We start from the raw sequence: 15074 nt of genomic DNA on the forward strand, positions 1-15074 counted from the left end.
TGCCCGGCGGCGGGCTTGAACCGGCCTGCCGCCAGTGCTTTGATCGCGCGCATGGAAAACGCCCTGTCGCACCGCTTGGACACCCTCTGGCGCATGGAGTCGCCGGCCCTGATCGCACGCCTGGCGCGGATGCTGCGCGGCGACGTGGGGCGTGCCGAAGAACTGGCCCAGGACACCTGGCTGGCCGCGCTGGAGCGTTGGCCGACGCAGGGGGTTCCGGACAACCCGGGAGCGTGGCTGATGACCACCGCGCGCAATCGCGCCATCGACGTGTTGCGCCAGCACCAGCGCGTGGCCGGCCAGCATGCGCTGTGGGGCAGCGAACTGGAGCCACAGCCGTTGCCCCTGCCCGACGACAGCGATGCGCTGCAGGACGACATCGGCGATGACCTGTTGCGCCTGATGTTCGTGGCCTGCCACCCGGTGCTGTCGGCCGACGCGCGGGTGGCGCTGACCTTGCGGCTGCTCGGCGGGCTGACCACCGACGAGATCGCGCGGGCGTTCCTGCAGCCCGAACCGACCATCGCCCAGCGCATCGTGCGCGCCAAGCGCACCCTGGCCAGCAAGCAGGTGGCCTTCGAAGTGCCGCGCCAGGCGGCGTTGCCCGAACGGCTGGGGTCGGTGCTGGAGGTGGTCTACCTGGTGTTCAACGAGGGCTACACCGCCAGCGTGGGCGACGACTGGATGCGCCCGGCGCTGTGCGACGAAGCACTGCGGCTGGGGCGGGTGCTGGCCAGCCGGCTGCCGGCGTGGCCGCAGGTGCACGGGCTGTTGGCGCTGATGGAGCTGCAGGCCTCGCGCGCAGCGGCGCGGGTGGATGCGCACGGCACCCCGATCCTGCTGCCCGAGCAGGACCGCGCGCGCTGGGACTGGTTGCAGATCGCACGCGGGCAGGCCGCGCTGGCCCAGGCCATGGCGCTGGGCGGCAGCGACGATCCCTATGTGCTGCAGGCGGCGATTGCCGATTGCCACGCCCGCGCGCGCCGCGTGCAGGACACCGACTGGGCGGCGATGGCGGCGCTGTACCAACGGCTGGCCGAGCAGCAGCCATCACCGGTGATCGAATTGAACCGGGCCGTCGCGGTGTCGCGCGCGCAGGGCGCGGCCGCGGCATGGCCGTTGGTGGAGCAGCTGGCGCAGGACCCGCGCCTGGAGGGCTATGCCCCGCTGGCGGCGGTGCAGGGCGACCTGCTGCTGCAGCTCGGGCGCGTCGATGAAGCCCGCGCCGCGTTTTTGCGTGCCGCCAGCCTCAGCGCCAACGCCCGCGAACAGGCCGTGCTGCGCGCACGGGCGCAGGCCGTTCCGATCGCATAACGCCGCCGTCGCCGTCGCCGTCGCTGACACCGTCGTAGCGCCGGGCTCTGCCCGGCTGCCGTTGCGTTGCGCGGTGTGGGGTTAAGGGCAGCGGGGCAGAGCCCCGCTGTACGGGGGGCAGCGCTCGTAGCGCCGGGCTCTGCCCGGCTGCCGTTGCATTGCGCGATGTGGCTAGGGCAGCGGGGCAGAGCCCCGCTCTACGGCTGTCGGGGCGCACCGTCCCGTAGCGCCGGGCTCTGCCCGGCTGCTGTTGCATTGCGCGATGTGGCCAGGGCAGCGGGGCAGAGCCCCGCTCTACGGGGCCTGTGGCGCCCGCCTCGTAGCGCCGGGCTCTGCCCGGCTGCCGTTGCATTGCGCGATGTGGCCAGGGTAGCGGGGCAGAGCCCCGCTCTACGGGCCTGTGGCGCACCGCCTCGTAGCGCCGGGCTCTGCCCGGCTGCCGTTGCGTTGCGCGATGTGGCCAGGGCAGCGGGGCAGAGCCCCGCTCTACCCTACACTTGGGCTTTCGTGGTCCAAGCTGTGGAGAGAGCGATGAAGCGAGTAGTACTGAGCGTGCTGGCCCTGTCGGTGTCCAGCGCCCTGATGGCGGCAACACCCAAATTCGATGGCGCCCGGATCTCCGCGGACGTCAAGGAACTGGCCTCCGACGCCTACGAAGGCCGCTCCCCGGCCACCGCCGGCGAAGAAAAAACCGTGGCCTACCTGAGCAAGCAGTTCGCCGCGGCCGGCCTGCAGCCGGGCGGCGACCTCAAGGACGGCAAGCGCCTGTGGACCCAGGCCGTGCCGCTGCTCAAGGGCGATATCGTCGGTACGCCGAGCCTGTCGCTGAGCAGCAAGGGCACGCCGCAGGCGTTGAGCCAGGGCAAGGAAATCGCCGTGCGCGCCGCGATGAACGGTGCCAGCGCCGTGGACATCAAGAACGCGCCGCTGGTTTTCCTCGGCTATGGCGTCAAGGCCGGTGAGCGCAACTGGGACGACTTCAAGGGCGTGGACCTGAAGGGCAAGATCGCCGTGGTGCTGATCAACGACCCGGACTTCGAAACCGGCCAGGGCGACTTCGACGGCAAGGGCATGACCTACTACGGTCGCTGGACCTACAAGTACGAAGAAGGCGCACGCCAGGGAGCCCTCGGCGTGTTGATCGTGCACGAGACGGCACCGGCATCGTACGGCTGGGCCACGGTGGCCGGCTCCAACACCAACACCATGTTCGACGTGGTCCGCGACAACCCCGCCGAGGCACATCCGCTGCTGGAAGGCTGGATCCAGCGCGACCTGGCGGTGGACCTGTTCAAGCGCGCCGGGCTGGATTTCGAGGCGCTCAAGCGCCAGGCCCAGACCCGCGATTTCAAGCCGGTGGAACTGAAGGGCGAAACCTTCTCGGCCAAGTACGCGGTGAAGACCGAAGTGATCACCTCGCACAACGTGGCCGCGCGCCTGGAAGGCAGCAAACATCCCGACGAGACCGTGGTGTACAGCGCGCACTGGGACCATATCGGCGTGGGCAAGCCCGACGCCAACGGCGACACCATTTTCAACGGCGCGCTCGACAACGCCAGCGGCACCGCGTCGCTGATCGAACTGGCGCGTGGGTTCGCCAAGGGCAAGCGCCCGGAGCGGTCGGTGCTGTTCCTGGCCGTCACCGCCGAGGAAAAGGGCCTGCTGGGCTCGGAGTACTACGCCAGCCACCCGCTGTATCCGCTGAGCAAGACCGTGGCGGTGATCAACATGGACGGCATGGCACCGTTCGGGCCGTCGCGTGATTTCGGCATCTACGGGTCGGCCAAGCTGGAACTGCTGGACCAGCTCAAGGACGTGGCCAAGGGCTGGGACATCCGCTACACCCCGGACCCGAAGCCGGAAGCCGGCCTGTTCTTCCGCTCCGATCACTTCCCGTTCGCCAAGCGCGGCGTGCCGGCGGTGTCCTACTCGGCCGGCCAGGACTGGGTGAAGGGCGGCGTGGCGGCCGGCAAGGCGGCGTCGGATGACTACACCGCCAAGCGCTACCACCAGCAGGGCGATGAGTGGCAGGCGGACTGGACCTTCGCCGGTGCCTCGCGCGACCTGGAGGTGCTGTACACGCTGGGCAACCAATTGGCCAACTCGCGTACCTGGCCGAACTGGAGCGCCGATTCCCAGTTCCGCGCCCCGCGCGACGCCAGCGCCGCCGAGCGCAGGTAACCCCACCGTCCCCACCGGCATCCCCGGTGGGGACACCCCGGCCGTTGCGCCGGGCAGAGCCCGGCGCAACGTGATCGGTGCTTCGTCCCCCCATTCCCGGCTTTCGTCGCATGCCGCTTGTTCCCAACGGTGGCAGGGCTATGCTCGCCTCACTCCCTATGTGAAGACGCCGCCGTGTTCGCCAGCCTCGCACTGATCCTCCGCATCCTGTTGGCCTGGGCCGCCGCCATCATCGTGGCGGGCTTTGTCTGGAGTGGCATTTTCAGCGGCATGGACGACGGCCCCGGGTGGGTCTTCGGGCTGCTGGCCATGTTCCTGGCGGTCACCGCCATCGGCAGCTGCATCACCCACATCCGCCGGGTCTGGCTGATCGCCGGGCGCCTGGACGGTACCACCCTGTCCAGCCGCCAGCGCCGCCAGATCGAACTGCCGATGGATGCCGGCCCGGCCTTCGCGCTGCTGGAAAAGGCCATCGCCGAACTGCCCCGCGTGGAAGACATCGAAAGCGCCGCCGGCAGCCTGCAGGTGCGTGCCTATGTGCGCCGCGTGGATCCCTACAACGGCCGGCCGCCCTCGCGCTGGAACCTGCCGGCGCGGCTGGCGATCCGCCGCAACAGCGTGCTGGCCACGGTCACCCCGGGGCAGGGCACCAGCAGCGTCACCCTGCTGTTCGAACCCGATGCCGGGGTCTGGGCCGACCTGCTGGCCGTGGATGAGGGCAGCAACTTCGAAAATGCCGAAGCGGTAACCCGGGCCATCACCCGGCGCGTGTCCGAGCAGCGCCGCGACGAGCAGGCCGCGGCCGAACAGACCGCCACCGAGAAGGAACTGTCGGTGGCCAAGCTCAACCTGCTGCACGCCCAGGTGGAACCGCACTTCCTGTACAACACGCTGGCCAATGCGCAGGTGCTGACCCGCACCGATCCGCCGCGCGCCGACCAGATGCTGGGGCATCTGATCCAGTACCTGCGCAGCTCGCTGCCGAGCGTGGACGAGTCGATGTCCACCCTGGGCGTGGAACTGGAGCGCACCCAGGCCTACCTGGAGATTCTCAAGATCCGCATGGGTGCGCGGCTGGCGCTGCAGGTCGACGTGCCGCCCATGCTGTTGACGCTGCCGTTGCCGTCGATGGCGCTGCAGACGCTGGTGGAAAACGCGATCAAGCATGGCCTGGAACCCAAGCCCGGCGGCGGCACGGTGTGGATCATCGCGCGCGCCTTCGACGACCATGTCACCCTCACGGTCGCCGACGACGGGCTGGGCTTCGGCCAGGGCACCAGCGGCACCGGCATTGGCCTGAAGAACCTGCGCGAACGCCTGCGCCTGACCTGCGGCGAACGCGCCGGGGTGGCCATCGTCTCCAACTTCCCCAGCGGCGTTGCCGCCACCATTACCCTGCCGCGCGATGCGCGCGAGGCCATCCATGCAGCTTGATGCCCTTATCGCCGAAGACGAAGACCTGCTGCGGCAGTCGCTGGTGGCGCAGCTGCAGCGGTTGTGGCCGGAGCTGCGGCTGGTGGCCGAATGCGAAGACGGTGCGTGCGCGCTGGAAAAGCTGGCCGAGCTGAAACCCGACCTGGCCTTCCTGGACATCCGCATGCCCGGCATCACCGGCATCGACGTGGCGCGCGCGCTGCCCGAGATCAGCCCACGTACCCAGGTGGTGTTCGTGACCGCCTACGACCAGTACGCGATCGACGCCTTCGAACAGGGCGCGATGGACTACCTGCTCAAGCCGGTCAGCGACGAGCGCCTGCTGGCGACCCGTGAGCGCATCCTGGCGCGCATGCAGCAGGGCCGGCCGGACAACGCCATGCTGGAGCAGCTGCTGCAGCGCCTGGCGCAGGGCGGCACGGCGCCCGGCAGTGCGCCGCCGCTGGCCTGGATCACCGCCAGCAACGGGCGCGACACGCAACTGATCATGCTCGAAGACGTGCTGTACTTCCGTGCCGACAGCAAGTACACCACCGTGGTCACCGAGCACGGCGAAAGCCTGCTGCGCACGCCGTTGCGCGAGCTGCTGGACGTGCTGGACCCGCAGCGTTTCCGCCAGGTCCATCGCTCCACCATCGTGAACATGAAAGCGGTGGCGGCGGTGAGCCGCGACGATACCGGGCGCGGCCAGCTGCGCCTGAAACACCGGGCCGAAGTGCTCAATGTCAGTCAGCCGTTCATGAGCCTGTTCCGGGGCATGTAGCCGGAACGGGCCCTCATCTTCCTTGGAGTGATCATGCGTATTCTTCTGCCCCTGTGCGTCGCCGTGGTGCTGCTGGCCGGGTGCCAGCAATCCAGCAACACGTCGGTGACCCGCATCCGTGCCAACGGCGTGGATGCGCTGTACAGCAAGAGCACCCTGGTGGACGGCGTGGCGCACTTCGAGTGCATCGCCAGCAGCAGTGGCACCTGCCACTACCTGCTGCTTGACCCGTCCTGTAGCAAGGGCACCGCGTGCGCGAAGCCACCGCTGCACCGGTTGGCGGTGGCCGCCGGCAAGACCGAACAGATGGCCGGGTTGCCGGCCGGTTTCAACCAGTGCGTCAGCGAGCAGCCCAAAGAACAATGCCACCGTGAGTGATCACGATGGCATTGTGGCTCCCCCCACTTTCCGGGTTGGTCAGTACGCGGGTTGCAGGTGCAGGTTGCTGCGGTTGTCCTGCTCGCCCACGTGGTTGAGCTGGCCGACCAGTTCGGTGTGCTGCTGCATCCGCCCGATCTCGCGCATGATGCGGATGTCTTCGTGGCGAAGCTCGCGGCGCGCGCTGACGGCCTGCTTGTAGTCCAGTACCTCAGGATAATGCTGGGCCATGTCCAGCGCTTCGGCCACGCATTCCACGCTGTCGGCGTCGGAGGTGATGCGGGCGCGGCTGTTGAAGGCCTTCATCCAGCGCTCGAAACCGGCGGTATGGTCGAACATGTTGGCCATGAACCAGATCACGAACAGGATGGAAATCCACGAGCCGAACACGATCACCACGCGGGTGAAGGTGATATGGAAGTCGTCTTTCCACAGGTAGTTGGAGATCAGGCCCAGGATCAGCAGCGACGCTGCCTGCCAGCCGACAATCGAGGCCATCAGCCACTGGCCCTTGGCCTTGGCCAGCACCGCCACTTCCTCGCGGATCTGCTGCTCGCTCTTGTTACGCCAATGCGCGACCTGTTTTTCGAACGGGCTGCTATACAGCTCGTTGTCCTGCAACAGCAAACCCAAACCCTTGAACAAAGCGATCATGACGTGCTCCTTCTGGAACGTGCGGCAGCGCATTGGACGAACGTGAGGCGGATTCAGTTCTAGCACTTCCAGCGGGTCGTGCAATGGGGGAAATGCGAAGCTGCCGGACGGATATTTCTGAATGCGGGTGGCCTGATGCGGTGCATCATCGCGATCGCAGCCTGCGACAAGATGTCGCAGGTAAAATCATGCTGCACCCGCACATCGAACGCCGGGTAAGCGCAGGGGCTCCCCGCAGGCCCCGGGATCGGCCAGAATCGGCGCCGACCGCGCAGACTGCCGTCGCCTTCGCCCGATTGGACCCCCTGAGATGCCGCCGTTGCTGCACCGTCTTTCCCAGCCCGTCACCGCGCCCATCCGGCGCTGGGTGCTGGGCGCCTTCCCCCGCGGCCAGAGCGGCATCGAGTACGACCATCCGCGCGGCGACCCGGGCTGGTTCGGCCCCCACAGTGCCACTTGGCGCGTGCATTCGGAATTTCCCGGCATGCTCGCCGGCGGCCTGTGCGCGTTGATGCTGCAGACCCTGCACCCGCTGGCCCTGGCCGGGGTGTACGACCACTCCAACTTCCGCGACGACCTGGTTGGGCGGCTGCGACGCACCACGGCCTTCGTGGCCGGCACCACGTATGCGCCCAGCAGCGAGGTGGACGCGCTGGTGGCCAAGGTGAAACGCATCCATGCGCAGGTACGCGGGCACAGCGCCGACGGGCGCGCGTATTCAGCCGATGATCCGGCCCTGCTCACCTGGGTCCACGTGACCGAGGCCTACGGTTTCCTGCAGGGCTGCCGGCGCTACTGCCGCGAGGTGCCCGGCGCGGTGGCCGACCAGTATTACCGCGAGTACAAGCGCGTCGCCGAGGCCTTGGGCGCCACCGACGTGCCCGCGTCAGAAGCGGAGGTGGACGCATACTTCGCCCGGCAGTTGCCGCAGCTTCGGTTCGATGCGCGCTCGCGCGAAGTGCTGGGGGTGTTGTCGGGCATCCGCCTGCCGGTGCCGATGGCCGGGTTGTCGCGCGAGCTGTTCCTGGGCGCGGGCGCGGCGCTGTTGCCGGACTGGGCCGAGGCGATGCTGGAACGCACGGGGATGCAGCGCGCACAGGCACGCACCTACGCGCGCATGCTGCGCGCGATGACCCCGTTGTTCCGGCGCGCGCTGCAGGACGGCCTGGCCCCGCGTGCCTGCGCACGGATGGGCCTGCCGGCCAGCGTGCTGGCCGAGTGGCCTTCCCCGTAGAGCCGACCGTTGGTCGGCTGCGCCATCGCCGCACGGCCCGGATTGGCGTGCGGGCGTGCAACACCACGCCGATGCGCGCCGGCCGTTCACCGCGCACCCAGACGCGAAAACGGGCGCCGAAGCGCCCGTTCCCGGGTGTCACCGTTGCGCGGTGAGACCGATCACCACACCTTGACCCGCTTGTCCGGGGCCAGGTACAGCTTCTGGCCGTCCTTGACCTCGAACGCCGGGTACCACGCGTCCAGATTGCGCACGGTGAGCGCGCGGAACTGACCCGGTGCATGCACGTTGGTCAGCAGCGAGTTGCGCAGGGCCTGCTCGCGCGCCTTGCTGCGCCAGGCCTGGGCAAAGCCCAGGAAGAACCGCTGGTCCGGGCTGAAGCCTTCCAGGGTCTGGCCCGGCTTGCCCTGCAGCGACAGCTGGTAGGCGTCGTAGGCGGTGGCCAGGCCGGCCACGTCGGCGATGTTCTCGCCCAGGGTCAGGCGGCCGTTGACCGACACGCCCGGGAACGGCTGGTAGCTGCTGAACTGCGCGGCCAGCGCGTCACCGGCGGCGTTGAACTTCTTCAGGTCATCGGCCGTCCACCAGTTGTGCAGCTTGCCGGTTTCATCGAACAGCGCACCGGCATTGTCGAAGCCGTGGCTGATCTCATGGCCGATCACCGCACCGATGGCGCCGTAGTTCACCGCGTCGTCGGCAGCGCCATCGAAGAACGGCGGCTGCAGGATCGCGGCCGGGAACACCAGGCGGTTTTCCAGCGGCACGTTCATCGCGTTGATGGTCTGCGGCAGCATCGCCCACTCGCCGTGGTCGACCGGCTTGCCCAGCTTGGCGATGTTGCGCTGGTACTCGAACTGCTCGGCGCGCTCGGCATTGCCCAGGGCGTCGTCGCGCTTGATCTCCAGGCCGGTGTAGTCGCGCCAGGTCTCCGGGTAACCCATGCCCACGGTCAGCCCGGCCACCTTGGCCTTGGCGTGCGCCTTGGTCTGCGGCGACATCCACGCCAGCGCGTCGATGCGCTTGGCGAAGGCGGCGATGATGTTCTTGGCCATCTCGTCGGCACGGGCCTTGGTGGCCGGGTCGAAGTGGCGTTCCACATACAGCTTGCCGATGGCCTCGCCGACGGCGTGGTTGCTGTCATCCACCGCGCGCTTCCAGCGTTCGCTCTGCTGCGGGGTGCCGTTCAAGGTGGTGCCGTGGAAGGCGAAACGCGCATCGGCGAAGGTCTTGGGCAGGTACGGCGCGGCACGGTCCAGCGCGTGGAAGGCCAGGTAGTCCTTCCACACGTCCAGCGGCTCGGTGGCCACCAGGCGCGAGATGCCGGCCACGGCCTTGGGCTGCCACACGATGAAGTCCTGCTGCTCGCCCAGCTTGGCCCCGGCCAGGAACGCGGCCCAGTCCATGCCCGGCGCCTTGGCGTTCAGGTCGGCCTGCTTCCAGGCATTGGCGCCCTTGGCCACGTCATTGGTTTCTTCCTGGGTGGCGTGGGCCTGGGCGATCTTGGTCTCCAGCGCCAGGATGCGCTGCGCCTTGGCCGCCGGGTCGGCCACCCCAGCCAGCTGCAGCACCTGGGCGATGTACGCCTGGTACTGCTTGCGCAGTTCGGCCATGCGGCCGCCCTGCAGGTAGAAGTCGCGGTCGGGCAGGCCCAGGCCACCCTGCACCAGGTACGGCGCATTGCGGTCCGGCTGCAGCAGGTCCACCGACACCCACACGCCGAACAGGCGGTCGGTGTAGAAGTTGGTCGCATTCAGCAGGTCGACGTCGGCGCGCAGGGTGCCGCCCAGGGTGGTGGCCAGCGCGGCCTTGTCGGCGATCCCGCCGATGGCGTCCAGTTCCGGCTTCACCGCGGCCACGCCACGCGATTCGATGCCGGCCTCGTCCATGAATGCGGCGTAGTAGTCACCGATCAGCTTCGCTTCGCCGCCGGCCTTGGTGTCGGCGGCGGCGCCTTCGAGGATGGCGCGGGTGTCGGCCAGGGTCTTCTCGGCAATCACGTTGAAGCTGCCGTAGCTGGAGCGGTCGGCCGGGATCTCGGTGTTCTTCACCCAGCTGCCGTTCGCAAAGCCGAAGAAGTCGTCACCGGCGGCGACGCTGCGGTCCATGCCGGTGGCATCGAAGCCGAAGCTGCCCAGCTGCGGCTTGGGCGCGACCGGTGCCGCGGCGGGGCTGTCCGGCGCGGTGGCGGCGGGGGCGGCCGGCTCACGGTCGCAGGCGCTCAGGCCCAGCGACAGGCTGGCGGCGATGGCAAGCATCAGGGTAGGGCGGCGCAGCTTGGACATGGACTTCTCAGGCAACGGGGAAACCTCAAGTCTAATCCCCCCGGCAGCGGGTTGGTTGCCGCTGCAACCGCACCTGGCTGTGCCAAGCGTGGCCGTTCCCCACGCGGCGCGCGGCCGGGGCTCTTCCCGTGCTGCACGCGCTGGTGCATGCTGGCAGACAGGATTCGGGGCGCGCCTGCGTGCAGTCACGGCGGGGCGACGCAGAGGTCAAGAATCCCGGGCTTCGGCCGCTCAGGTTTGGGGAAACCAGGAAGCGTTTACGCATGAAGTCAGCCCATCGCAGCGGGAGAGGTCGGCAATGCCCGCGTTGAACCGCGCCTTGGCACGGCCATTGCGTACGATCGTGTGGCTGGGCGTCAGCCTGGGCGTGCTGCTGGCCGTTGGGCTGGCGATGACGCTGGCCAACGATTACCAGCGCCGCCAGGAAGCCGCGCAGCGCCAGAGCGCGGCGCTGGCCACCGGCTCGCAGCGCCTGCTGCGGCTGGAACTGCGCAACCTGGAACGGGCCATGCTGGGCATCGCCGAGGACGGCGCCTTGCTGTTCGAACGCGTGCCGACGCAGGCGCCGGACCTGCTGGACGACGCCATCGGCGGGGTGCTGCAGCGGCATGCCGAGCTGGACAGCATCGTGGTGGTGGACCAGTACGGCCGCGCACTGACCAGCGGCAGCGGCGACCTGTACCTGCCGCTATGGGCCGTGGATACCAATCGCGGCAGCGACAGCCGGCTGTACCTGGGGCCGCCGCAGCAACGCAACGCGCAGCGCTGGGTGCTGCCGCTGGCGTTGCGCATGGGCGACGACCGCTGGCTGCTGAGCCGGCTGCACACCAGTGAGCTGCAATCGATCATCGGTGGCATGGACACCGGCGAGCAGGGCGTCATCTCGATCACCGATGCGCAGGGCTACGTGCTGGCGCGCAGCCCGGACACCGTGGGCCTCACCGGCCAACGCTTCGGGCTGGGCAAGCGCGAGATGCTGCGCCGCGATGCCGTGGTCCCGCTGGGCGTTGAAACCAGCGCCATCGACAACATCGAGCGGATTTCCACGCTCACCACCCTGGGCCAGTACCCCATCGCGGTGTACGCCGGGTTGGGCCGCGCCGACGTGTTGGCGCCCTGGTGGCCCTACGTGCAGGCGTCGGTGGCGTTGTACCTGCTGTACTGGGGCGTGTTCGCGCTGGTATTCGTGAGCGTGCGCCGTGCCACCCGCAGCCAGGATGCGCTCACCGAGGAACTGCGCACCGGCCACGCCGAGCTGTTGATGGCGCACCAGGTGGGCAAGGTGTGCACCTGGTACGTGGACGAGGACGCCTCGCTGTTGCGCTGGTCGCCGCTGGCCCGGGAGATCTTCGGCATCGAGACCGAAAGCCTGCCGGTGGCCGCGTTCTTCGCGCGGGTGCACCGCGAGGACGCCGAGCGCATGCAGCTGGCGTTCGACAACGCCTTCGCCGGCAACGGCGTGCTGGACGAAATGTTCCGGGTGGTGCTGCCCGGCGGCGCCGTACGCTGGGTGTCAGCGCGCGGGCAGCGGGTGGCGGTGGTTGACCGGCAGCGGCGCATGATCGGCGCGCTGACCGATGTGAGCGAACGCGTGCAGGCGCTGGCCCGCGTGCAGCAGGCCGAGCGCCAGTTCCGGCTGCTGTTCGACCGCAACCCGGCCCCGTTCTGGGTGTTCGACCCGGACACGCTGCGCTTCATGGAGGTCAACGAGGCGGCGGTGAAGCAGTACGGCTACAGCCGCGACGAGTTCCTGTCGATGAGCATCCTGGATATCCGTCCGCGCGAAGGCTGGGACGAGATCCGCGGTGCGATTTCGCGCGCCACCATCGGCGATGCCCAGGACGCGCAGGTACGCGTGCACCGGCGCAAGGACGGCACCCTGTTCGAGGTGCGCGCGCATCTGTCGCGGCTGGATTTCGACGGTCGCCAGGCCTGCCTGGTGCTGGCCGAGGACATCAGCGAGCGCCTGGCCTACGAGCGCGACCTGGCCTACCACGCCACCCACAACCCGGCCACCGGGCTGCTCAACACCCGCGCGCTGGCCGCACAGCTGGACGAGGAAGGCGGCGGCTACACCATCGCCTACGTGCAGTTCCGCGGGCTGCAGCTGGTGGCCGACACGCTGGGCCGCGAAGTGGGCGATGTGGTACTGCAGGCCATGGCCAAGCGCCTGGGCGGGCTGGGAACGCGCTATGGCTTGCTGGCCTTCCAGCCGGCCGAAGATTTCATCTTCGCCATCCGCGACGACCACGAGCGCCAGACCGCACTGGATACGCTGGTGCAGACGGTCTCGGAGCCGGTGCGCGGGCAGGACTGGCTGCACCAGTTCGAGCCGCGGATCGGCGTGGCGGTGAAGTTCGACGGCGACAACGTGCCGGCCGAACAGCTGATCGGCATGGCCGCACAGGCCGCGCACGCCGCACGTGACGAGGGCAGTGTGATTGCCTGGTTCGACACCACGGTGAGTTCGCGGCTGGCCGAGCGGCTGCGCCTGGCCGGGCGCATCCACAGCGCGATCGACAGCGAGTTCGAGCTGTACTACCAGCCGATCTGCCATGCCAGCGACGGCACGCCGGCGGCGCTGGAAGCGTTGCTGCGCTGGCCGCAGGCCGATGGCAGCTTCATTCCGCCGGGCGAGTTCATCCAGCTGTGCGAAGACACCGGGTTGATCCTGGCGTTGGGGCGCTGGGTGATCCGGGCGGCGGCGCAGGCGCAGCGACGGTTGGCTGATGCGGGCTGGCCGTTGCCGATCGCGGTGAACGTGTCGGCGGTGCAGTTCTTCAACAGCGACCTGGTGGCCGAGTTCGCACGGGCCACGCAGGAGTTCGGGCTGGAACGCGGCGCGTTGCAGGTGGAACTCACCGAGAGCAGCCTGATGCGCAAGCCGGCCCAGGCCAAGCAGACCATGCAGCGGCTGCACGAGCAGGGCGTGTGCATTTCGCTGGACGACTTCGGCACCGGGTATTCCAACATGTCCTACCTGCAGCACCTGCCGCTGGACATCCTGAAGATCGACCGCAGCTTCGTTTCGGATGTGGAAACCAATCCGCGCAATGCATCGATCTGCCGCGCGCTGTTGTCGCTGGGCCACAGCATGGGACTGACGGTGATCGCCGAAGGCGTGGAAACGCCGGGCCAGCATCAGTGGCTGGCCGCGCACGGCTGCGACCAGGTGCAGGGCTACCTGCTCGGGCGCCCATCGCCACTGGTCGAGGTCATCGCGCGGTTGGAAACCGCCGAGGCCACCTGATGCGAGGCAGCCGGGCAGCGCCGGGCTCTGCCCGGCCGCTTCACCCGCACACGCCGGGATTTCGGCGGCGCCCGGCGTTGCGACACGGTCGCGCATGATGCGCATTGTTCGGCCGTCAGCATGCCGTAGCGCCGGGCTCTGCCCGGCCGCTTCACCCCACCACGCCGGGATTCACCCCAACGCCTCCACCAGGTAATCGATGAAGCTGCGCACCTTCGGGGCCAGATGGTTGCGGCTGGTGTAGACGGCGAAAATGCTGATCGGTGCGATCTCCCAGTCGGGCAGCAGGCGTTCCAGGCGGCCGTCGGCCAGCGCGTCGGCGATCAGGAAGTCCGGCTGCAGGATGATGCCCATGCCGGCCAATGCGGCTTCACGCAGCACGTCGCCGTTGTTGGCGCGCAGGCCGCCGTGCACCGGCACGGACACCTCGCCGCGCGGGCCGCGCAGCTGCCAGCTGTCGCCGCCACCCCAGTAGCTGTAGCCCAGGCATTCGTGGCCGGCCAGGTCTTCGGGCTGTTGCGGGCGGCCATGGGCGTCCAGGTAGGCGGGGGCGGCACACAGGGTGATGTGGGTGCCGGCCAGCTTGCGTGCGATCAGCGCCGGGTTCGGCTGGCGGGTGATGCGGATGGCCACGTCGTAGCCTTCTTCCACCATGTCCACCAGGCGGTCGGACAACGACAGATCCAGCTGCACCTGCGGGTAGCGCGCGCGGTAGCCGGCCAGCAGCGGGCCCAGCCGGGCGATGCCGTAGCTGACCGGGGCGTTCACCCGCAGCAGGCCCGACGGCTCCAGCGCCTGCGCGCCGATGCCCGCTTCCAGGGCGTCGAACTGGGCCAGCAGCTGCACGCATTGCGCGTAGTAGGCCGCGCCGGTGCTGGTGGGGCTCACCCTGCGCGTGGTGCGGTTGAGCAGGCGCGTGGACAGCCGCTTTTCCAGCGCGGCGATCTGCCGGGTGACGCCGGCGGTGGACAGGTCCAGGGCCTGGGCAGCCGCGCTGAAGCCGTTGCGTTCCACCACCGCCACGAAGACACGCATCGCGTCGAGGGTATCCATTGTTTCAGATCCTGTAATAAACAGCGTCGTCTGATCGTATTTATCGCCACGGCTGAGCGCAATAACCTGTCGCCATCCTAGTCCGCGAGGTGTCCCATGCCTACCACCGCTGTCCGCGTTTCCTCGCTCGCCCCTGTCGGCGCCACCCTGCTGCGTTGGAGCCTGGGCGTGCTGTTCCTGGTGCACGGCCTGACCAAGCTGCTGGTGTTCACCCCGGCCGGCACCGCGGCGTACTTCCAGTCGCTGGGCCTGCCCGGCGCGCTCGGTTACGTCGCCCTCGTGCTGGAACTGACCCTGGCCGCTGCGCTGTTGCTGGGCGTGTACGCGCGCTGGGTAGGGCTGCTGGGCGTGCCGCTGCTGCTGGGCACCATCGTCAGCGTGCACGGTGCCAATGGTTTCAGCTTCGCCAATGCCGGCGGCGGCTGGGAATACCCGGCGTTCTGGGCGCTGGCGCTGCTGGTGCTGTTCTGCATCGGGGACGGCAAGTGGACGCTCGCCTCGCGCTGAGCACCGCACCGTCGTTGATCCTTT

The 15074-nt window shown here is 68.8% G+C and carries 11 protein-coding genes; 8 read left to right on the plus strand and 3 right to left on the minus strand.

What is annotated here, in order from left to right; all coding sequences use genetic code 11:
- Positions 1–51: 51 nt before the first annotated feature.
- From ABIA71_RS13485 to ABIA71_RS13505, 5 genes are all read left to right on the plus strand, one after another.
- On the plus strand, positions 52–1314 hold the full coding sequence (locus ABIA71_RS13485; protein WP_354285748.1) for an RNA polymerase sigma factor: 1263 nt from the start codon (positions 52–54) through the stop codon (positions 1312–1314).
- Between the two features lie 531 nt (positions 1315–1845).
- Positions 1846–3495 (plus strand): M28 family metallopeptidase, encoded by a 1650-nt coding sequence (locus ABIA71_RS13490; RefSeq protein WP_354285750.1) that lies wholly within the window; start codon positions 1846–1848, stop codon positions 3493–3495.
- A gap of 174 nt (positions 3496–3669) precedes the next feature.
- Positions 3670–4929, plus strand: a complete 1260-nt coding sequence (locus ABIA71_RS13495; RefSeq protein ID WP_128095286.1) for a sensor histidine kinase — start codon at positions 3670–3672, stop codon at positions 4927–4929.
- The gene (locus tag ABIA71_RS13500; protein ID WP_354285752.1) at positions 4919–5692 is read left to right on the plus strand and encodes a LytR/AlgR family response regulator transcription factor; all 774 of its coding nucleotides are present in this window, start codon (positions 4919–4921) and stop codon (positions 5690–5692) included. Before ABIA71_RS13495 ends, ABIA71_RS13500 begins: the two co-directional genes overlap by 11 nt.
- Before the next feature lie 33 nt (positions 5693–5725).
- A complete protein-coding gene (locus tag ABIA71_RS13505) occupies positions 5726–6070 on the plus strand; it encodes a hypothetical protein (RefSeq protein WP_354285754.1) in 345 nt (114 codons plus the stop codon).
- 39 nt (positions 6071–6109) lie between these two features.
- On the opposite strand, the gene ABIA71_RS13510 is transcribed toward ABIA71_RS13505, so the two are convergent.
- Complete coding sequence (locus ABIA71_RS13510) at positions 6110–6724, minus strand: hypothetical protein (protein ID WP_354285755.1); 615 nt, start codon at positions 6722–6724, stop codon at positions 6110–6112.
- Positions 6725–7034: 310 nt separating this feature from the next.
- Here ABIA71_RS13510 and ABIA71_RS13515 point away from each other — a divergent pair, with 310 nt between their 5' ends.
- Entirely contained in the window at positions 7035–7958 is a 924-nt protein-coding gene (locus tag ABIA71_RS13515) for an oxygenase MpaB family protein (protein WP_354285757.1), read from the plus strand.
- Between the two features lie 161 nt (positions 7959–8119).
- Here ABIA71_RS13515 and ABIA71_RS13520 read toward each other — a convergent pair whose 3' ends face one another.
- Positions 8120–10240 carry a M13 family metallopeptidase gene (locus ABIA71_RS13520; RefSeq protein WP_354285759.1) on the minus strand — a complete coding sequence of 707 codons (2121 nt, stop codon included), beginning with the start codon at positions 10238–10240 and terminating at the stop codon, positions 8120–8122.
- A 298-nt stretch (positions 10241–10538) separates the two neighbouring features.
- On the opposite strand from ABIA71_RS13520, the gene ABIA71_RS13525 reads away from it, so the two are divergent.
- Positions 10539–13490 carry a bifunctional diguanylate cyclase/phosphodiesterase gene (locus ABIA71_RS13525; protein WP_354285760.1) on the plus strand — a complete coding sequence of 984 codons (2952 nt, stop codon included), beginning with the start codon at positions 10539–10541 and terminating at the stop codon, positions 13488–13490.
- A 171-nt stretch (positions 13491–13661) separates the two neighbouring features.
- On the opposite strand, the gene ABIA71_RS13530 is transcribed toward ABIA71_RS13525, so the two are convergent.
- Positions 13662–14543, minus strand: a complete 882-nt coding sequence (locus tag ABIA71_RS13530; protein ID WP_354285762.1) for a LysR family transcriptional regulator — start codon at positions 14541–14543, stop codon at positions 13662–13664.
- A gap of 96 nt (positions 14544–14639) precedes the next feature.
- Between ABIA71_RS13530 and ABIA71_RS13535 the strand changes: the two genes are divergently transcribed.
- Positions 14640–15050, plus strand: a complete 411-nt coding sequence (locus tag ABIA71_RS13535; RefSeq protein ID WP_128097445.1) for a DoxX family protein — start codon at positions 14640–14642, stop codon at positions 15048–15050.
- The last annotated feature ends 24 nt before the right edge of the window (positions 15051–15074 follow it).

It is taken from the genome of Stenotrophomonas sp. 2619 (assembly GCF_040548725.1).
In the GTDB taxonomy this organism is placed as follows: domain Bacteria; phylum Pseudomonadota; class Gammaproteobacteria; order Xanthomonadales; family Xanthomonadaceae; genus Stenotrophomonas; species Stenotrophomonas maltophilia_AP.